General features: G+C 44.8%; 18 protein-coding genes. 16 read left to right on the top strand and 2 right to left on the bottom strand.

What is annotated here, in order from left to right:
• The first annotated feature begins 94 nt into the window (after window positions 1-94).
• The 15 genes from nrdR (at window position 95) to K4I03_RS04540 (ending at window position 16,162) form a co-directional block, all read left to right on the top strand.
• Window positions 95-568, top strand: coding sequence for a transcriptional regulator NrdR (gene nrdR, locus K4I03_RS04610; protein WP_002894570.1), 474 nt, complete (start codon window positions 95-97; stop codon window positions 566-568).
• Window positions 569-1,723 (top strand): replication initiation and membrane attachment family protein, encoded by a 1,155-nt coding sequence (locus K4I03_RS04605; protein WP_227963872.1) that lies wholly within the window; start codon window positions 569-571, stop codon window positions 1,721-1,723.
• The gene (dnaI, locus tag K4I03_RS04600; protein WP_227963871.1) at window positions 1,724-2,623 is read left to right on the top strand and encodes a primosomal protein DnaI; all 900 of its coding nucleotides are present in this window, start codon (window positions 1,724-1,726) and stop codon (window positions 2,621-2,623) included.
• Window positions 2,620-3,336 carry an NADPH-dependent oxidoreductase gene (locus K4I03_RS04595; protein ID WP_149565161.1) on the top strand — a complete coding sequence of 239 codons (717 nt, stop codon included), beginning with the start codon at window positions 2,620-2,622 and terminating at the stop codon, window positions 3,334-3,336. Before dnaI ends, K4I03_RS04595 begins: the two co-directional genes overlap by 4 nt.
• A 42-nt stretch (window positions 3,337-3,378) precedes the next feature.
• Complete coding sequence (gene der, locus K4I03_RS04590) at window positions 3,379-4,689, top strand: ribosome biogenesis GTPase Der (RefSeq protein WP_149565162.1); 1,311 nt, start codon at window positions 3,379-3,381, stop codon at window positions 4,687-4,689.
• 127 nt (window positions 4,690-4,816) lie between these two features.
• Window positions 4,817-7,918 (top strand): DEAD/DEAH box helicase, encoded by a 3,102-nt coding sequence (locus tag K4I03_RS04585; protein ID WP_227963870.1) that lies wholly within the window; start codon window positions 4,817-4,819, stop codon window positions 7,916-7,918.
• A 54-nt stretch (window positions 7,919-7,972) separates the two neighbouring features.
• Window positions 7,973-8,632, top strand: coding sequence for a hypothetical protein (locus K4I03_RS04580; protein ID WP_002894576.1), 660 nt, complete (start codon window positions 7,973-7,975; stop codon window positions 8,630-8,632).
• Window positions 8,633-8,912: 280 nt separating this feature from the next.
• Window positions 8,913-10,247 (top strand): UDP-N-acetylmuramate--L-alanine ligase, encoded by a 1,335-nt coding sequence (murC, locus tag K4I03_RS04575; RefSeq protein WP_002905154.1) that lies wholly within the window; start codon window positions 8,913-8,915, stop codon window positions 10,245-10,247.
• A gap of 11 nt (window positions 10,248-10,258) precedes the next feature.
• Window positions 10,259-10,771, top strand: coding sequence for a GNAT family N-acetyltransferase (locus K4I03_RS04570; RefSeq protein ID WP_009659172.1), 513 nt, complete (start codon window positions 10,259-10,261; stop codon window positions 10,769-10,771).
• On the top strand, window positions 10,771-11,295 hold the full coding sequence (locus tag K4I03_RS04565) for a GNAT family N-acetyltransferase (RefSeq protein ID WP_049543882.1): 525 nt from the start codon (window positions 10,771-10,773) through the stop codon (window positions 11,293-11,295). The genes K4I03_RS04570 and K4I03_RS04565 overlap by 1 nt, the downstream gene beginning before the upstream one ends.
• A 40-nt stretch (window positions 11,296-11,335) precedes the next feature.
• On the top strand, window positions 11,336-12,835 hold the full coding sequence (gene mltG / locus K4I03_RS04560; protein WP_227963869.1) for an endolytic transglycosylase MltG: 1,500 nt from the start codon (window positions 11,336-11,338) through the stop codon (window positions 12,833-12,835).
• A 145-nt stretch (window positions 12,836-12,980) separates the two neighbouring features.
• Window positions 12,981-13,463: a transcription elongation factor GreA gene (gene greA / locus K4I03_RS04555; RefSeq protein WP_002931411.1), complete on the top strand. Its 483-nt coding sequence runs from the start codon at window positions 12,981-12,983 to the stop codon at window positions 13,461-13,463.
• 153 nt (window positions 13,464-13,616) lie between these two features.
• Window positions 13,617-14,237: a GTP pyrophosphokinase gene (locus tag K4I03_RS04550; protein WP_227963868.1), complete on the top strand. Its 621-nt coding sequence runs from the start codon at window positions 13,617-13,619 to the stop codon at window positions 14,235-14,237.
• A gap of 4 nt (window positions 14,238-14,241) precedes the next feature.
• A complete protein-coding gene (locus K4I03_RS04545) occupies window positions 14,242-14,943 on the top strand; it encodes a response regulator transcription factor (protein WP_321573153.1) in 702 nt (233 codons plus the stop codon).
• Window positions 14,927-16,162 carry a sensor histidine kinase gene (locus K4I03_RS04540; RefSeq protein WP_227963866.1) on the top strand — a complete coding sequence of 412 codons (1,236 nt, stop codon included), beginning with the start codon at window positions 14,927-14,929 and terminating at the stop codon, window positions 16,160-16,162. The genes K4I03_RS04545 and K4I03_RS04540 overlap by 17 nt, the downstream gene beginning before the upstream one ends.
• A gap of 115 nt (window positions 16,163-16,277) precedes the next feature.
• Here K4I03_RS04540 and yidC read toward each other — a convergent pair whose 3' ends face one another.
• On the bottom strand, window positions 16,278-17,201 hold the full coding sequence (gene yidC / locus K4I03_RS04535; RefSeq protein ID WP_002909077.1) for a membrane protein insertase YidC: 924 nt from the start codon (window positions 17,199-17,201) through the stop codon (window positions 16,278-16,280).
• 81 nt (window positions 17,202-17,282) lie between these two features.
• Window positions 17,283-17,561, bottom strand: coding sequence for an acylphosphatase (locus K4I03_RS04530; RefSeq protein WP_227963865.1), 279 nt, complete (start codon window positions 17,559-17,561; stop codon window positions 17,283-17,285).
• Between the two features lie 84 nt (window positions 17,562-17,645).
• On the opposite strand from K4I03_RS04530, the gene K4I03_RS04525 reads away from it, so the two are divergent.
• Window positions 17,646-18,386 carry a TrmH family RNA methyltransferase gene (locus tag K4I03_RS04525; RefSeq protein WP_227963864.1) on the top strand — a complete coding sequence of 247 codons (741 nt, stop codon included), beginning with the start codon at window positions 17,646-17,648 and terminating at the stop codon, window positions 18,384-18,386.
• Window positions 18,387-18,424 lie beyond the last annotated feature (38 nt).

Below are 18,424 nucleotides of genomic sequence, written 5' to 3'. Positions count from 1 at the left end.
AGAAAATGGCGAAATTTTACACCCCAAACGGCTGTCTTTTGTTATTCTTGAAAACGTGTTATAATGAAGTATTAGGATTCTAGGAGGAAATGGTATGCGTTGTCCGAAATGTGGTGGGAATAAATCAAGTGTAGTTGATAGTAGACAGGCAGAAGATGGGAATACGATCCGCCGTCGCCGTGAGTGTGAGGAATGTCAGCACCGTTTCACGACCTACGAGCGCGTCGAAGAGAGAACCCTAGTGGTTGTCAAAAAGGACGGGACACGCGAGCAATTTTCTCGGGATAAGATTTTTAACGGTATTATTCGCTCCGCTCAAAAGCGGCCAGTATCTAGTGACGAAATAGAGGAGATTGTCAACCGAATTGAGCAAAAGGTCCGTAGTCAGAGCGACAATGAAATCAATAGTGAATATATTGGATCCTTAGTCATGGATGAACTGGCCGAGCTGGATGAAATCACCTACGTTCGCTTCGCCAGTGTTTACCGCAGCTTCAAGGATGTAGGCGAGCTGGAAAGCCTGCTCAAGCAGATTACCAAGGGGTCCAAGAAGAAAAAGGACAAATAAATGAAACCAAACCATCAGTTTTCTTTCTTGCGCAATAATGCAGTCAGTCCAGATATTGCTATCTTGACCAAGCTCTATCTACCGATTTTGGGGAGAGAAGCGGTAGCACTTTATCTTTATCTGCTGTCTTTTGGGGATAATGGGCAAAAGCAGTACCTCTTCAGTCAGATTCTCAATCATCTAGATTTTGGACTTAATATTTTAGAAGAAAGTTTTGAGCGTTTGGCGGCGATTAAGCTAGTGGATCTTTATCAAACAGATGACTATTATCTGGTTCAACTCCACTCGACCTTAACGGCGGAGGAATTTTTCAGCCATAATGTGTACAGCCGGCTCTTGGAAAAGAAAATCGGCGAAGCTGCTGCAGAAGCCCTGCGACCAGAAAATCCTAGCGGAGATAAATTGATCAAGCCTTTTATGCAGGTGTTTGGTATGGAAGCTGAGCAGCCAAGGACAGTGCGAAAGGTCAATGATTTTGACTTGGAGTATTTCAAGCAACGGATGGCTCAGGACAATCTTCGTTTTGCCAATGAAAAGGAAGATGTGCTAGAATTGTTTGCAATTGCTGAGCAGAAAAAGTGGACTTGGTATGAGACCTACGTTTTGGCTAGAGAAACTGCTGTTTCTCAGGTCATTTCTACCAAGCGGATGAAGCAAAAGCTAGCTCAGAAGCCAGCAGAAGGTCAGTTTTCTAAGCAGGAGCAATCTATTATCCAAGAAGCGAAGCGAACATCACCAATGGTATTCCTGGCAGAAATTAAGAAAACTCGTCAGGCTGCTATTACGCGGACGGAGAGAAAGCTTTTGCTGGATTTAGCTGAATTAGGCCTTTTGGACGAGGTTATCAACGTAATCTTGCTCTTGACCTTTAATAAGGTGGATTCAGCCAATCTCAATGAAAAGTATGCCCTCAAGGTAGCTAATGATTTTTCTTATCAAAAGGTGACGACAGCTGAGGAAGCAGTCTTGAAAATCCGTGAGCGCAACCAGCAGCCCCAGAACCGTCCAGCTAAATCTGGACAAGGCTCTACCAAAAGCAACGTACCTGACTGGAGTCAGCCGGATTATAAAAATGAAACGAGTGCAGAGAAGCAGGCCGAGCTAGAAGAGCAGAAACGTCGGCTCTTAGCCAAACTTGAAGGAGGAGGCGAATAAATGGAGAAAATAGGACAGAATATGCCTCATATGAATAGGGTGCAGCAGTTTGACTATCAGGAGCTGGTCAAGCAAATCATGGCGGATCCAGATGTGGCAGCCTTTATCCAGCAGGAAAAGCTGACCCAAGCTGAGATTCAGCGTAGTGTCTCCAAGTTTAACCAGTATATTACGGAGCGCAACCGCTTTTTGCTGGGGGATGAGACCTATATTGCTAAGGGCTATAAGCCAATCTTGGTGAAAAATGAAGGCTATGCGGATGTTGCCTATGAGGAGACGCCTGAGTTGATTGAGCAAGAGAGACAGGAGGCCATTAGAAGCCGTCTCAATCTTATCAGCCTACCAGCCAGTCTCAAGGAGGCCAGTCTAGCACAGGTGGATCTGGATGATGTTGGTCGCTACAAGGCTTTTGAACTGTTGACCAACTTCGTTGCGGAGTTTCCACATTATCAGAAGGCTGTTTACCTCTATGGAGATTTTGGAGTCGGAAAGAGCTACATGATGGCTGCTCTGGCGCACGATTTGTCAGAAAAACGCAGTGTTTCAACGACACTGCTCCACTATCCGAGCTTTGTTTTGGATGTTAAGAATGCGATCAGTTCCGGCTTGGTCAAGGAAAAGATTGATCAGGTCAAGACGGCTCAAGTGCTGATTTTGGACGATATCGGTGCAGAGCAGTCTAGCCCTTGGATGCGCGATGAGATTTTGCAGGTCATTCTCCAGCACCGTATGCAGGAAAATCTGCCAACTTTTTTTACTTCTAACTTTAGTTTTGCGGATTTGGAGCGTCACTTTGCCAGCTCTAAGAATGGCGATGAGACTTGGCAGGCCAAGCGAGTTATGGAGCGAATTAAGTTTCTGGCTCAGGAGGTACGCCTAGAAGGAGAGAACCGCCGATGAATGAAACAATTAACTTGATGAATGCTCACACGTCTGTCCGCCGCTTTACGGAGAAGCAGATTTCGGATAAGGAATTACGTGCCATCATTAATGCGGGTCGGGCTGCGTCCAGCTGGAAGAATTTCCAGTCTTACTCTATCATTGTAGTGCGAAGCAAAGAAAAAAAAGAAGCCCTCTTTGGCTTGGTGCCCCAAGAAGCCATTCGGCAGTCTTCGGCTTTCCTGCTTTTTGTTGGCGACCTCAATCGTGCCCAAAAGGGCGTTCACATGCATACGGAAGACTTTTATCCTGAGGGAACAGAAAATCTCCTGATAAGCTCAGTAGATGCTGCTTTAGCTGGACAAAATACCCTGTTAGCAGCTGAAAGTTTGGGTTATGGTGGAGTAATCATTGGACTGGTTCGATATGCTGCCAGTCAAATAGCAGAGCTTTTTAAGCTACCGGACTACACTTATCCAGTCTTTGGGATTGCTCTGGGAACTCCCAACCAGAACCATGCAGTCAAACCGCGGCTGCCTTATGAAGCAGTGGCCTTTGAGGAAGAATATCGTGAACAGGATCGTTCCACTATTCAAGCTTATGACCGCGTACAGACTGAATATGCTGGCGAGCGAGCTAAGGAAACTTGGAGTCAGCGCCTAGCTGCTCAATTTGGTCAAGAGCCAAATCAGGCTATCGACCAATTGTTTAAAGAAAAGAAATTAGAAAAATAGGACGGAGTTTGGCTCTGTCCTAAAGAATGAAAGAGGAAAAACATGGCCTTACCAACTATTGCCATTGTCGGCCGTCCCAATGTCGGCAAATCAACGCTCTTCAATCGGATTGCCGGTGAGCGAATTTCTATTGTGGAAGATGTTGAAGGGGTGACCCGCGACCGAATCTATGCGACAGCAAGCTGGCTCAACCGTAAGTTTAGTATTATTGACACGGGCGGAATTGACGATGTTGACGCGCCTTTTATGGAGCAAATCAAACACCAGGCTGAGATTGCTATGGACGAAGCAGATGTTATCGTTTTTGTCGTGTCTGGCAAGGAAGGTATCACGGATGCGGACGAGTATGTGGCTCGCATGCTCTACAAGACCCATAAGCCGATTATTTTAGCGGTCAATAAGGTGGATAATCCTGAAATGCGCAATGAGATTTTTGATTTCTATGCGCTGGGCTTGGGTGATCCATTTCCAGTTTCCTCAGTCCATGGGATTGGTACAGGAGATGTTCTTGATGCAATCGTTGAAAATCTGCCAAATGAAGAAGTAGCTGAAAATCCTGATATGATTAAGTTTAGCTTGATTGGTCGGCCTAATGTCGGCAAGTCTAGCTTGATCAATGCTATCTTGGGTGAGGAGCGGGTTATTGCCAGTCCTGTTGCCGGTACTACGCGTGACGCTATTGATACGGTCTTTACGGACAGTGAGGGTCAGGAATTTACCATGATCGACACGGCTGGTATGCGCAAGTCAGGTAAGGTCTATGAAAACACAGAGAAATACTCTGTCATGCGGGCTATGCGGGCGATTGACCGCTCAGATGTCGTTCTGATGGTGCTGAATGCTGAAGAAGGAATTCGTGAGTACGACAAGCGAATCGCTGGCTTTGCCCATGAAGCAGGAAAAGGAATAATCATCGTTGTCAATAAGTGGGATACGCTAGAAAAAGATAACCATACCATGAAAGACTGGGAAGCAGATATTCGTGACCAGTTCCAGTATCTGTCTTATGCACCGATTATCTTTGTCTCTGCTCTAACCAAGCAGCGTCTCCATAAGCTGCCGGACATGATTAAGCAAATCAGTCAGAGTCAGAATACCCGTATTCCGTCAGCAGTGCTTAATGATGTCATCATGGATGCTATCGCGATTAATCCGACACCGACTGACAAGGGCAAGCGTCTTAAGATTTTCTATGCGACTCAGGTAGCAACCAAACCTCCAACCTTTGTCATCTTTGTCAACGAAGAAGAGCTTATGCACTTCTCTTACCTGCGTTTCTTGGAAAATCAAATCCGCAAGGCTTTTGTCTTTGAAGGGACCCCAATTCACTTGATTGCAAGGAAGCGGAAGTAGAGTTTGAAAATAGCAATTTGACAAACATACGTTTATATGTAAAAATGAAAGTAAGCATAAGAGCTTGCTTTTCTTTTTTTATGTCGAAAGTATGGTATAATGGTGAGATAAATGTAAGGTGGTAATTATGGCAAAATTAATTCCTGGTAAGATTCGGACAGAAGGAATTGCCCTGGTTGAAAACAATAAGGTAGTAATCCTTGAGGTCAGTGATTCTCTTTTATATGCTCGTGTGGACGAGTGTAATCTGCGCTATAGCTTGGATGATGATGTCATCTTTTGTTATTGCGACTTTTTCCAGAAGAAAAAATATTGTGCCCATCTGGCGGCCTTGGAGTATTATCTGAAAAATGCTCCATCTGGAAAAGATGTGCTAAAGAGTATGAAAGAAGAGGAGTTGACCAGTCAGGAAACCCAAGAGCTGGTTTCTTTTGGAAGCTTGTTCTTGGATAAGGTCTTGCCGGATAAATCTAATCAACAGGTTCGTTACGAGCTCTCGGCTACTGGTCAAGAGGACTCTTATACTGGACAGTTTCTCTGGAGTCTCCGAATCAGTCGCTTGCCGGACGAGCGCTCTTATGTTGTCCGAGACGTTCTTTCCTTCCTTCGAACCTTGGAAAAGGGCGGACATTATCAGATTGGTAAGAGTTACTATGAGGCTATTCATTTGGAGGATTTTGATGAAGCCAGTCAAGATTTGCTCGTTTTCCTGCAAGGACTAGTGTCTGACTATCAGGGGCAAGATTCTTCTTTGATTTTCCCAAATGCTGGGCGCAATCTTTTCTTCTCGGCTAGTATCTTTGAAGAGGGGGTTATCTTCCTGATGAATCTGTCTTCTTTCCGCTTAGAGTACAGCCTTTATGACTACAGTGAAGTCTTTTTCCAAGATTTACATGAAGAGGCAGAAGTTTATACTTTCCAAGTGGAAGAGTATGAAGAGCATTTTGAGCTAGTCATTGCTGAGAAGAATTATAAGATGCTTTATGATGGGCAGTTTATCTTTTATGGAGATACCTTCTATCAGCTAAATCCTCAGCAGATAAGACTAATTAAGGCTTTACGGGAGTTGCCTATAGAGCATGATCGGTTGAAGCGCCTGCAATTCGACTTGTCAGAGAGAACGAAGCTGGCTTCCAGTCTGTCTGAGTTTAAAAAGGTTGGTCGGATAGAAGCACCTGAAAGTATGATGATTCATGACTTTACAGCCAAGTTTGACTTTGACATCGGTCCTGACAAGCGTCTGATTTTGGACACTGTCTTTGACTATGGAGACAGGAAGGTGACGACTCGTAAAGATTTGGAACGTCTGCCTTTTGCGGGTAATTTTGAGCATGAGCAGCAAGTCTTTAAGCAAATGCTGCAGGCAGGTTTTGTGGCAGATTTTTACAGTCAGCGACCGCCTCTGAAACCGGAAGAAATTTATCATTTCTTCTCGGAAGTGATTCCCAATTTTGAGGCTTTGGGCCATGTCAGTATGACAGAAGAGTTAGAGGCACTGGCACAGACAGAAAGTCCAAGGATCTCTGTCAAGATGAAGGGCGGCCTCTTAGATGTTGGTTTCGATTTTGCTGGCATTGCGCAGTCAGAGATTGACGCAGTTCTTGATTCGCTCTTTAAGGAGCAGGACTTCTTTATCAGTAAGTCTGGGCAAGTCTTGATTTTTGATGAAGAGACCAAGGAGATGAGTCGGACTTTACAGCAGCTGCGGAGTAAGCGGACTAAAAATGGTTTCATTCAGACCAGCAGTCTGGCAGCTTATCAATTGGCAGAGTTTTTCAAGGGCAAGGATAGGGTACAGTTTTCAAAAGATGTGCAGCAGCTGGCCTTTGACCTGACTCACCCTGAGGAATTTCCTCTTCCTGAGCTGCAAGTCAAGGCTGAACTTCGGGATTACCAAGAGACGGGTGTCAAGTGGTTATCCATGCTGGATAAATATGGCTTTGGTGGCATCTTGGCTGACGATATGGGGCTAGGAAAGACCCTGCAGACGATTTCTTTTCTGAGTTCGCGTATAGATGACTCTAAGAAAGTCTTAATCTTGGCGCCATCCAGCTTGATTTATAACTGGAGCGATGAGTTTGCTAAATTTGCTCCACATTTGGATGTGGCGGTGGTGTATGGTCTGAAAAATGTTCGTGATGAGCTGATTGCGGAGAAGCATCAGATTACCATTACCAGCTATGCTTCTTTCAGGCAGGATGTGGAAGAATACAAGGATAACCACTTCCAGTATCTGATTTTGGATGAGGCTCAGGTGATGAAGAATGACCAGACTAAGATTGCCCAGTATTTGCGGGATTTTGAAGTGGAGCATACCTATGCTCTTTCTGGGACGCCGATTGAGAATAATCTGGGAGAACTTTGGTCTATTTTCCAGATTGTCATGCCAGGACTTTTGCCAGGCAAAAAGGAATTTTTAAAACTGCCGGCTGAGAAAGTCGCTCGCTATATCAAACCATTTGTCATGCGGCGCAAGAAAGAAGATGTGCTGCAGGAATTGCCTGATTTGATTGAAGTTGCCTATCGCAATGAATTGGCAGATAGTCAGAAGACCATTTATCTGGCTCTGCTCAAGCAGATGCAGGACAGAATCATCCATGCGACAGAAGATGAAATCAACCGCAGCAAGATAGAGATTCTGTCAGGTCTTATGCGTCTCCGTCAGATCTGTGATACTCCGAAGCTGTTTATGGAAGATTACGAGGGCGAGAGCGGTAAGCTAGAAAGTTTGCGGGAATTACTTGAACAGATACAAGATGGTAATCGTCGTGTCCTCATATTTTCACAATTTCGTGGTATGCTGGATATTATCGAGAGTGAGCTGGATAAGCTAGGCATGGAGTCCTTTAAGATTACAGGCTCTACTCCAGCCAAGGAGCGTCAGGACATGACAACAGCTTTCAATGACGGTCAGCGTTCAGCCTTTCTGATCTCCCTTAAGGCTGGAGGTGTCGGTCTCAATCTGACTGGTGCAGACACAGTTATCTTGGTCGACCTCTGGTGGAATCCAGCGGTTGAGGCCCAGGCTATCGGCCGTGCCCACCGTATCGGTCAGGAGCGCAATGTCGAAGTCTATCGAATGATTACGCGGGGTACGATTGAGGAGAAGATACAGGAGTTGCAGGAGAGCAAGCGCAATCTGGTTTCGACTATTCTCGACGGAGCAGAAGCCAAATCCAGTCTCTCTGTGGAGGAAATTCGAGAAATTCTGGGAATTTCGGCAGAATAGCTTGAAAAATAGCCTGAATAGTTTATAATAATGAAGGGTTGAAAGGAAAAAGATATGACTGATAAACAATTTCCTCTGGTGTCAGATGATGAAATCATGCTGACGGAAATGCCGCATATGAATCTTTATGATGAACTGGATCTCATTAGCAACATTACCGGAGACTATACTGACCGTAATTATTTGGAATGGATGCCGATTGTGGATTCCAGCAGGCATGCTCCCATCGCTGCCAGTCAGGCTATCAGAAGACCGCTGCAAAAGCAGTCTGCTTTCAAGGATTTTAAAAAGCCGATTGATAAGAAAGATCCAGCTATTCGTTATGCTGAGCAGGCACGCGAGGAAGCTCGGGCAGATTTGAAAAAGAAGCGTTCAGCGTCTTATCTGACCAGCGACCTTCCGACTAAGGTCCGCAGCAGAAAGCTTCCAACAGCTTCTAATGCGGAAAGACCGAAGCCAACAGCCCCTTTTCAGAAGAATACATCAGGGGAATTTACGAAGTTTGGCGACAGGCTTCAGCAGGATAACTATATTTTGGCAGATATTCAGCCTGAGTATAGCCCTCAGCCGCAGGAGCCAGAAGAAAAGCCTAAGAAAAACAATTATGATTTTTTAAAAACCAGTCAGATCTATAATCAGGATAGGGCTAAGGAGGAGCAGTTGAAGCATTCCAAGGCTCAAGAGCTGAATTTGACAGGCTTGGACAGCGAATAAAGCTGGCTTGCTCGAGTCTTTTCTGCCTACAATTTTCTGATGTATAAAGGAAATTGCTGTTTGCTTATGTAAATGTAAAATCTATCTGCATATAACATCCATCATCGGTTGAAAAAGACCGATGCTAGAAGCTAGGACTTACTGATTGGTCCGGCTTCTTTGGTGTTTTGGTGGTGCCTAAAAGCTTGTAAAGAAAGAAAATCCCTGCGGGCTGATGAGGGTCTGCGGAGATTTTCCTATTTGGATTTGCTTTTATGGCCTTGTATCTTAAGGAGTAATCATGACGAAAACCTATCATTTTATCGGGATTAAGGGCTCTGGTATGAGCGCTTTGGCTTTGATGCTGCATCAGATGGGCCATAAGGTTCAGGGCAGTGACGTTGATAAATATTATTTCACTCAGCGCGGTCTGGAGCAGGCTGGCATTTCCATTCTGCCTTTTGATGAAAAGAATATCCAACCAGACTTCGAAATCATTGCCGGCAATGCCTTTCGTCCAGATAACAATGTAGAAATTGCCTATGCAGACGCAAATGGTATCAGCTATAAACGCTACCATGAATTTTTAGGTGGCTTTATGCGTGACTTTGTCAGCTTGGGAGTGGCTGGTGCCCACGGGAAGACCTCTACAACGGGTATTCTCTCCCATGTTCTGTCCAATATCACGGATACTAGCTATCTGATTGGGGATGGTACAGGCCGCGGTTCTGCCAATGCCAAGTATTTTGTCTTTGAGTCAGACGAGTACGAGCGTCATTTCATGCCTTATCATCCAGAATATTCGATTATTACCAATATCGACTTTGACCATCCGGATTATTTCACGAGCCTGGAAGATGTCTTTAATGCTTTCAATGACTATGCCAAGCAGATTACCAAAGGACTCTTCATTTATGGAGAAGATGAACAGCTGCGCCGGATTACGTCCAAGGCTCCGATTTACTACTATGGCTTCAAGGAAGAGGGCAATGACTTTGTTGCTCACGACCTCTTGCGATCTACCAGCGGTTCAGGCTTTAAAGTTTCTTTCCGCGGTCAGGAACTGGGTGAGTTCCAAATTCCAAGCTTTGGCCGTCACAACATTATGAATGCGACAGCAGTCATCGGCCTCTTGTATACTGCAGGTCTTGATTTGAATCTAGTTCGGGAACACCTCAAGACTTTTGGCGGAGTTAAGCGCCGCTTTACAGAGAAAATTGTCAACGAAACAGTTATCATTGATGACTTTGCTCACCATCCGACGGAAATTATCGCAACCTTGGATGCAGCCCGTCAGAAATATCCAAGCAAGGAAATCGTGGCAATCTTCCAACCGCATACCTTCACTCGGACCATTGCTCTCTTGGACGAATTTGCGGAAGCCCTCAATCAGGCTGACTCAGTTTATTTAGCTCAGATTTACGGTTCTGCTCGTGAGGTGGACAATGGCGATGTTAAGGTCGAAGATCTGGCTGAAAAGATTGTGAAGCGGGCCAAGGTTATTGACGTGGATAATGTTTCTCCGCTTCTTGACCACGATAATGCCGTTTATGTCTTTATGGGAGCTGGTGACATCCAGACCTATGAATATTCCTTTGAACGTCTCCTGTCCAATCTGACCAGCAACGTTCAGTAGGAGGAGACTTGATGGAAGCACCGATTCGAATCAGACGGGCTGACTTGAGCGACTGGGAAGAAATTCTTGCAATTGAGCAGCTGAATTTTCCAGCAGCAGAAGCAGCCAGTTCAGAAGTTCTCAAAGAACGGATTGAGCAGATTGCTGATACTTTTTTGCTAGCAGAGCTGCATGGTCAGCTTGCAGGCTATATTGTTGGACCGGCTATTCAAGCGCGATATCTGACAGATGATCTCTTTAGTAAGGTGGGTGCTAATTCTCCAGAAGGTGGCTTCATTGCCGTCCAAAGTCTGTCCGTCCATCCGGATTTTCAGAGGCAGGGGGTCGGAACCTTGTTGCTTGCAGCTCTCAAGGAGACAGCTGTTCAGCAAAATCGACAGGGCATTAGCCTAACCTGTCATGATGAGCTGATACCTTATTATGAGATAAATGGTTTCGTCCACGAAGGGATTTCTGACTCAACTCACGGTGGAGCTGTCTGGTCTGATATGGTGTGGGAAAATCCCAATTTTAAGGAGAAGTGATGATTATCCGTCAAGCTCAAATGGCTGACTTAGACGCCATTTATGCTATCGAATTGGAAAATTTCAGTCCAGAAGAGGCTGTTAGTCGAGAAAGTCTAGCAGCACATATCCAAACCCTATCTTCGACTTTTTTGGTAGCAGAAAAGGATAGTAAGATTCTGGGCTATCTGGAGGGACCTGTCCGTCCAGAACGTTATTTAAAGGATATTTCCTTTACAGAGGAGATTGAAGATTATGGTCATCTGGACGGTGGCTTTATCTCATTGACCAGCCTTTCTATCTCGAAGGATGCTCAGGGGATGGGAGTCGGTCGCAAGCTACTGGAAGCTATGAAAGAAATTGCTATAGCAGATGAACGCCACGGCATCAATCTGACCTGCCACGACTATCTCACCGCTTACTACGAGAAGCATGCCTTTGTAAATGAAGGTTTGTCAAAATCAACTTACGCAGGCGCTGCTTGGTTTGATATGGTCTGGGAAAATCCTAGTCTCAAGCTGAAAAAAGCCAATACAAAGCTGTAAATACCTACTCTTATTGCATTTATCTGACTTTTAAGATATAATGTTAGGGATTATGATGAAGGAGGTCAAATTTTTGACTGAAAAATCACAAGACAAAGAGAAGAATCTGAGCTTTAAAGAGCAGATTTTGAAAGACTTAGCTGGAGAAAAGGAAGAACAAACTCCCTCTTCAACTAGCCAATCAGAAGCGGACTCTGCTTCTGCAAAAGAAACAGCAGCTGCGGATGCCTTTGAAGCTAGACCGGCTTCGGTAGATGTTTCCTACAAGGTTGCAGAGAATGAAAAGGCTCACCCTCAGGTCTATGGCCGAGTGGATGAGGAAGATAAGAAGCCCAATGAGGTTCTATCTCGGGCTAATCGGGCCAACAACACGGTCAAGAAAAAACGTCAAAACACATTAGCCCGCAGGATTATGACAACGGTTCTGCTGATTGTCCTGCTGGGACTTGTGGTCACAGGAGTTGTCGGCTATACTTATGTATCTTCAGCTCTTAAACCTGTTGATGCAAACGCAACAGAGTATGTGACAGTTGAAGTACCAGAAGGCTCAAGCTCTAAGCAGATTGGAGAAATCCTCGAGAAAAAGGGGCTGATTAAAAATGCCCAAGTTTTTAGTCTCTATTCCAAGATTAAAAGCTTTAACAATTACCAGTCTGGTTATTACAATCTCCAGAAGAGCATGGACTTAGATACCATTGCTCGTCAGCTTCAGGAAGGTGGAACGGATACGCCGCAACCACCAGTTGTTGGTAAGGTTACTATTCCTGAAGGCTATACACTGGAGCAGATTGCAGAGGCTGTGACAGTTAATGCAGCTGCAACTTCTAAAAAGACTAGCAAGACACCTTTTAGCAAGGACGATTTCCTAGCTAAGGTGCAGGATGAAGCTTTCATTTCCAAGATGGCGGCTAAATATCCACAGTTGCTGGGTACATTGCCAAGCAAGGACAGCGGAGTCAAGTATCGCTTAGAAGGTTACCTCTTCCCTGCCACTTATAACTATGGTGAGGATGCGGATTTGGAAAGCTTGATTGACCAGATGTTGGGCGCTATGAATACCAATCTGTCTTCTTACTACTCTACTATCGAAGCGAAGAACCTAACGGTTAATGAAGTTCTGACACTTGCTTCTTTGGTGGAAAAAGAAGGTTCGACAGACCAGGACCGTAAAGATATTGCCAGTGTATTTTACAATCGTCTCAATCAAGCGATGCCGCTTCAGAGTAATATCGCTATCCTTTATGCTCAAGGCAAGCTAGGAAAGAAAACGACTCTGAAAGAGGACGCTGAGATTGATACCAATATCGACTCGCCTTTCAATGTCTATAAAAAAGAAGGGCTTATGCCTGGGCCAGTTGATAGTCCGAGCCTATCAGCTCTGGAAGCTACCATTAATCCAAGTAAGACGGACTACCTCTACTTTGTGGCAAATGTTGAAACAGGCGCTGTTTACTTCGCCAATACTTATGAGGAACACGCTAAAAATGTTGAGGAGCATGTCAATAGCAAGCTCACTCAATCCAGCAGCAGTTCTAATTAGACTGCTGTCATTGCAGACGAGAGAAAGCTAGCGCATTTTGTTCTAGCTTTCTCAGTCCTGCTATATAAAAAAGGGACTGATACAGACTTGTCTCAGCCTCTTGTTTTAGTTTTAAAATAAAAGAAAATAAAAGAAAAGAGAAAAAATGGCTGAAAAAACTTATCCTATGACCCTAGAGGAAAAGGAAAAACTAGAAAAAGAATTAGAAGAATTGAAATTGGTGCGTCGTCCAGAAGTGGTCGAACGTATTAAGATTGCCCGCTCCTACGGCGATTTGTCAGAAAACAGTGAATACGAAGCTGCAAAGGACGAACAGGCTTTTGTGGAAGGTCAGATTTCTAGTCTGGAAACCAAGATCCGCTACGCTGAGATTGTAAACAGTGACGCTGTAGCCAAGGATGAAGTAGCTATCGGCAAAACAGTTACCATTCAAGAAATAGGCGAAAGCGAAGAGGAAGTCTACATTATCGTTGGTTCTGCTGGTGCAGATGCTTTTGCAGGCAAGGTATCCAATGAAAGCCCGATTGGTCAAGCTTTGATTGGCAAAAAGACAGGTGATACTGCAACAGTCGAAACACCGGTTGGCAGCTACGACGTTAAAATTCTCAAGGTTGAAAAAACCGTTTAATCGATACCAAAAGGAACTGGCTAGAAGACTGGTTCTTTTTTCGTTTCTTTTAAGACAAAGGGTGTAGGCTAGATAAGAAGAGCAGGGGAAAAATAGAGAAAAGACAGATGGTTATGCTATAATGAGAATAAGCTAGAAAAGTAGGAGAACTGTATGCAAGAGCAAGATATTTATGGGAAATATGGGGCCTACCTGCCCAAGATTTTAGAGGATCTTAGTCAGCGTATTCAAGAGGCTAATGATCGAGTCAAGCGGGAAACAGGGCAGAAGCTTTTTGAGCATTTTAATGCACGGGTCAAGCAGGCAGCCAGTATGGAAGAGAAATGTCGACGCAAGAATCTGCCTAGGGCGCCAGAGTCTGCCCTGAAAGAAATTCGTGATGCGATTGGGATTCGGATTGTTTGCGGTTTTATCGAGGACATCTATCAGACTATTGAGGTGCTTCGTCAGCTGGAGGGCTGTGAGATTGTTCTGGAAAAGGACTATATCCGAGCTGCCAAGCCTAATGGGTATCGCTCCTACCACTTGATATTAGAGGTGGAGACTCCTTATGAGGACTGTCATGGTCAAAACCCCGGCCGCTATTTTGTAGAAATCCAGCTTCGGACCATTGCTATGGATTCTTGGGCCAGCTTAGAGCATCAGATGAAGTACAAGCACGAGATAAAAGACAGCAAGCGGATTGTTCGCGAGCTGAAACGCTGTGCAGATGAGTTGGCCTCCTGTGATGTGACCATGCAGACCATCCGCAATTTGATTCGAGAAAGTGAGTGAGATGATGAAGATTTTATTAGCTGAAGATGAGCAACAGCTGTCCCGTGTCTTGGAAACGGCGATGACCCATGAAGGCTATCAGGTTGATACAGCCTTTGATGGGCAAGAAGCTGTGGACTTGGCCAAGGAAAATGCTTATGATTTGATGATTCTGGATATCATGATGCCGGTCAAGACAGGCATTGAAGCGCTGAAAGAAATCCGCCAGTCCGGCAATACGACCCACGTCATCATGCTGACAGCTATGTCAGAGGTGGATGACAAGGTCACAGGGCTGGATGCCGGTGCAGATGATTATTTGACCAAGCCCTTCTCTCTGAAAGAGCTTCTGGCTCGCCTGCGGTCTATGTCAAGACGGGTAGCGACGTTCACCCCCAATTTGCTGCAGATTGGCCAAACGAGTCTCAATGTCGGAGAACATGAGCTTATTAGCTCCAACTCCATCCGCCTAGCCGGTAAGGAATCTAGAATGATGGAATTTCTCATGCTCAATGCCCAGAAGAGTCTTTCTACTCAGGAAATCTTCCACCATGTTTGGTCCAAAGACGAGGATGAGGATTTGGACGAAGGCTTCGTCTGGATTTATATTTCCTATTTGCGTCAGAAGCTGAAGGCTATTCATGCTGATCTTGCTATCTTGGGTGAGGAAGGCGGCAGTTTCACTCTGGTGCTGCTGGAAGGAGATAGCCATGTTTCGGAAGCTTAAAATTCGGTTCATTCTGCTGGCTTCGGCGGCTATTGTCTGTATTTTGCTGACCATGATTGCTGTCTTAAACTCCGTTCGCTTTCTGCAGACCAACGGAGAAATCCAAGCCGTTCTCAATATTCTATCTGCCAATAATGGAGATTTTCCCAGTGTAGAAGAAACGGCAGAGAGCTTGCAAAACGACCGTATCACCATTGATACCATCTACCAATACCGCTATTTCAGCGTGGTCTATAAGGAAGACAAAACACTTTACTCCTCTAACTTGGACCATCTGTCCAATCTATCTAAGGAGCAGGCGCTCAGCTATGCTAACAAAGTGATTAAGGACAGCCGCAGCAGTGGCGTTTTTAGAGTAGGGAGTCAGTTTTATTCCTACCAGATAACGCAGGATTCCAAGACCAAGCGCTATTTACTGGTGGTCTTAGATTCGACTAATTATCTCGAAAGCCGCAATGACTTTTTCTGGCTGTCTATCCAGTTGTGCTTCTATAGCTTTATTTTCTTTGTCTTGGTCGTGTCTGGATTTTCCAACTTTGCTGTCCGTCCCTATATCAAAAACTATGAAAACCAAAAACGTTTCATTACCAATGCTGGACATGAATTGAAGACGCCATTGGCAATCATTTCAGCCAATACGGAGCTGCAAGAGCTGATGACTGGCGAAAATGAATGGACAGAAAGCACCAAGGATCAGGTCAAGCGACTCAGCAACCTAATCAATCAAATGGTCGTTCTGGCCCGTCTGGAAGAGCAGCCAGATGTTAACTTGGTGGATGTGAATTTCTCAGAAGTTGTTAAAAAAGTGGCTGGGAACTTCAAGTCTGTCATCGAGAAGGCAGGCAAGAAGTACGAGATCAAGCTGCAGGAAGACATCCATGTCAAGGCAACTGAAGATGAACTCTATGAATTGGTCAGTATCCTGATTGACAATGCCTGCAAGTATTGTGACGAAGATGGGCAAATTTTTGTTACCTTGACCAAGGCCAAGCGCGGGAAACGAGCCCGTCTGACGGTAGCTAATAGCTATGCTGATGGTAAAAATGTTGATTACAGTCGTTTCTTTGACCGTTTCTATCGCGAAGACGAATCGCACAATCAGAAGCAGCCTGGCTACGGGATTGGCCTATCCATGGCAGAAAGTCTGGTACGGATTTTCAAGGGCAGGATTTGGGTTTCATATAAGAAGGGCTTGATTGGCTTTACCGTTTTACTGTGATAGAGTCACCTCGTTAATCAGTTATTGCTTTGTTTGCTGAGTTTTTTGTATCGGTTACGCTGATTCTTACTTGAGATTAAAAAATTCTTCTAGTATTAGCTAGAAGAATTTTTCTTTATCTTGACCGTTGCTTACCAGCATTGCGGTTCTTTTTCTTTTTGTTCTTTTGCTCAATAGCCGGCTGAGCTTTTGGAGTGACATCTTTAGCCCGACTCGCTTTTTTCAAGCCTTTAGGAGGATTTTTTTCAAATTCCTCAGCTACCTGTTTTCTCAAGCGAGGTCGAATGATGTAGTTGATGATAAATTGCTGGATGATTTGGATAAATCCACCGACTACCCAGTAGAGAGTAACTGCGGCAGGAGAGAGGAATGAGAAACCAACAATCATGATAGGACTCATATAAGAAGCCTGTTTCATGCTGTTTCTTTGAGTTTCATCTTCAATGCCATGCAGAGAGAGCACTGACTGGATATAGTAGAGGATACCGACAATGGCAGTCAAAGCCCAATCGCTTTTGGCCAGGTCTTTAATCCAGAGGAAGGAACTGCCTGCAACTCCTTGAGTATACTGGGCTGCAAAGAAGAGGGCTGAGAAGAAAGGCATTTGGATGAGCAAAGGCAGACAGCCTATACCGCCAAACATGCTGAGTCCATTCTCTTTTTGAGCAGCCATCAGTTCTTGCTGAGCCTGCATTTTCTCTTCCTGAGTTTCGGCATTTTTGATTCGCTCTTGGATTGGGGCAAAAATCGGCTTAAAGTAGTTCATCTTTTCAGACTGAAGCGTTGCTTTCCAAGACTGATAGATTCCCAGCGGCAGAATGATAATCCGCACGATGAGCGTAACGATGATAATCGCCAGACCATAACCCAGACCTGAATTCTTGGCAAAGAATTGGATACCATCCGCCATAGGCTGACCAATCACGTCCCAGATCAGACCAGAAGGATTACCGGCCTTGTCGCGGCCCACACAGCCGGACAGGAAAAGAAGCGCAGCCAGTCCCATACCGGAGAATAAAAAGCGTTTGAAATGTTTCACGAGTTCATATCCTTTGTTTCTAAAAAATAATACCTATCTATTCTACTGTTTTTTTGCAAAATATACAATAGTTCTGCAGACCTAATTTGAAATTTTAAAGTCAGGATAGGAGTCGAAATTAGCCATGATCACATCCAAATAACTGACCTTAGAAAAAGGGGTCGGTCCCTTGCGGATTTCCTGGATAAATTTGGCCATCAGAGCTGGGTCATCAGCCTGAGCCAGAATACCAACAGTACCGTCGTCGTTGTTCCAGACCCGGCCGGTAATACCTCCGATTTCCAGCGCTAGAGAATAGACTCCCCAGCGGAATCCAACCCCTTGTACCCGTCCTTGGGCTGTCATTTTCACTTTTTGCATGGCATCCTCCTTTAGTGAGCGGACCGAGGGGATTTAAGCCCTCAGTATGAGTGCAAGTCTGCTAAATTGTGGTATAATGTTCTTATGAATATTATAACCTCAAAAGCCAATAATGTGGTAAAAAAAGCTAAAAAACTTCATCACAAAAAATACCGCAAGGATTCTTATTTGATCGAGGGCTGGCATTTATTTGAGGAAGCTGTCAGCAGCGGGGCAGAGCTGATTCGGATTTTTGCTTTAGCGGAATACGCAGAGCGATTAGCTGATTTTTCTCAGGTAATCTTTGTCAGTCCAGAGATTTTAGCAGATTTGGCTGATAGTAAGACGCCACAGGGGATTGTCGCGGAAGTGGCTTTTGAAAGGGAAGAAATACCATCGGAGTTAAGTGGACGCTATCTTTTCTTGGAGGACATTCAGGATCCAGGTAATGTCGGCACCATCATTCGGACTGCGGATGCAGCTGGTTTTGACGGGGTTTTTATCTCTAGCTCGTCGGCAGACATCTATAACCTAAAAACGCTGCGCTCTATGCAGGGGAGCCATTTCCATCTGCCAGTTTATCGGATGGATACGGCTGATTTTATTAGGCTGGCTCAGTCTTCCAGTCTGCCAATTCTAGCGTCGACCTTGTCGTTAACATCTATCGATTACAGAGAGGTGGATAGTAAAGAGAGCTTTGCTCTAGTCATGGGCAATGAAGGGCAGGGAATTAGTTCAGAAATGACGGCAGCTGCTGATCTTCTGGTACATATTTCCATGAAGGGACAGGCAGAAAGTCTCAATGTTGCTGTTGCTGCTGGTATTTTAATCTTTCATTTAAGCTAAAAATCAGAAAAAGAGATATAATAGTTGGCAAGGGAGGT

Origin of the sequence: Streptococcus sanguinis, assembly GCF_020729725.1 — a bacterium.
Taxonomy (GTDB): domain Bacteria; phylum Bacillota; class Bacilli; order Lactobacillales; family Streptococcaceae; genus Streptococcus; species Streptococcus sanguinis_V.
This window is presented reverse-complemented; position numbering and strand designations above follow the sequence as displayed.

Bases quoted from the DNA above. Each gene is read 5' to 3' on its own strand.
- nrdR (WP_002894570.1), top strand. From the start codon at position 95: ATGCGTTGTCCGAAATGTGGTGGGAATAAATCAAGTGTAGTTGATAGT.
- K4I03_RS04605 (WP_227963872.1), top strand. From the start codon at position 569: ATGAAACCAAACCATCAGTTTTCTTTCTTGCGCAATAATGCAGTCAGT.
- dnaI (WP_227963871.1), top strand. From the start codon at position 1,724: ATGGAGAAAATAGGACAGAATATGCCTCATATGAATAGGGTGCAGCAG.
- K4I03_RS04595 (WP_149565161.1), top strand. From the start codon at position 2,620: ATGAATGAAACAATTAACTTGATGAATGCTCACACGTCTGTCCGCCGC.
- der (WP_149565162.1), top strand. From the start codon at position 3,379: ATGGCCTTACCAACTATTGCCATTGTCGGCCGTCCCAATGTCGGCAAA.
- K4I03_RS04585 (WP_227963870.1), top strand. From the start codon at position 4,817: ATGGCAAAATTAATTCCTGGTAAGATTCGGACAGAAGGAATTGCCCTG.
- K4I03_RS04580 (WP_002894576.1), top strand. From the start codon at position 7,973: ATGACTGATAAACAATTTCCTCTGGTGTCAGATGATGAAATCATGCTG.
- murC (WP_002905154.1), top strand. From the start codon at position 8,913: ATGACGAAAACCTATCATTTTATCGGGATTAAGGGCTCTGGTATGAGC.
- K4I03_RS04570 (WP_009659172.1), top strand. From the start codon at position 10,259: ATGGAAGCACCGATTCGAATCAGACGGGCTGACTTGAGCGACTGGGAA.
- K4I03_RS04565 (WP_049543882.1), top strand. From the start codon at position 10,771: ATGATTATCCGTCAAGCTCAAATGGCTGACTTAGACGCCATTTATGCT.
- mltG (WP_227963869.1), top strand. From the start codon at position 11,336: ATGTTAGGGATTATGATGAAGGAGGTCAAATTTTTGACTGAAAAATCA.
- greA (WP_002931411.1), top strand. From the start codon at position 12,981: ATGGCTGAAAAAACTTATCCTATGACCCTAGAGGAAAAGGAAAAACTA.
- K4I03_RS04550 (WP_227963868.1), top strand. From the start codon at position 13,617: ATGCAAGAGCAAGATATTTATGGGAAATATGGGGCCTACCTGCCCAAG.
- K4I03_RS04545 (WP_321573153.1), top strand. From the start codon at position 14,242: ATGAAGATTTTATTAGCTGAAGATGAGCAACAGCTGTCCCGTGTCTTG.
- K4I03_RS04540 (WP_227963866.1), top strand. From the start codon at position 14,927: ATGTTTCGGAAGCTTAAAATTCGGTTCATTCTGCTGGCTTCGGCGGCT.
- K4I03_RS04530 (WP_227963865.1), bottom strand. From the start codon at position 17,561: ATGCAAAAAGTGAAAATGACAGCCCAAGGACGGGTACAAGGGGTTGGA.
- K4I03_RS04525 (WP_227963864.1), top strand. From the start codon at position 17,646: ATGAATATTATAACCTCAAAAGCCAATAATGTGGTAAAAAAAGCTAAA.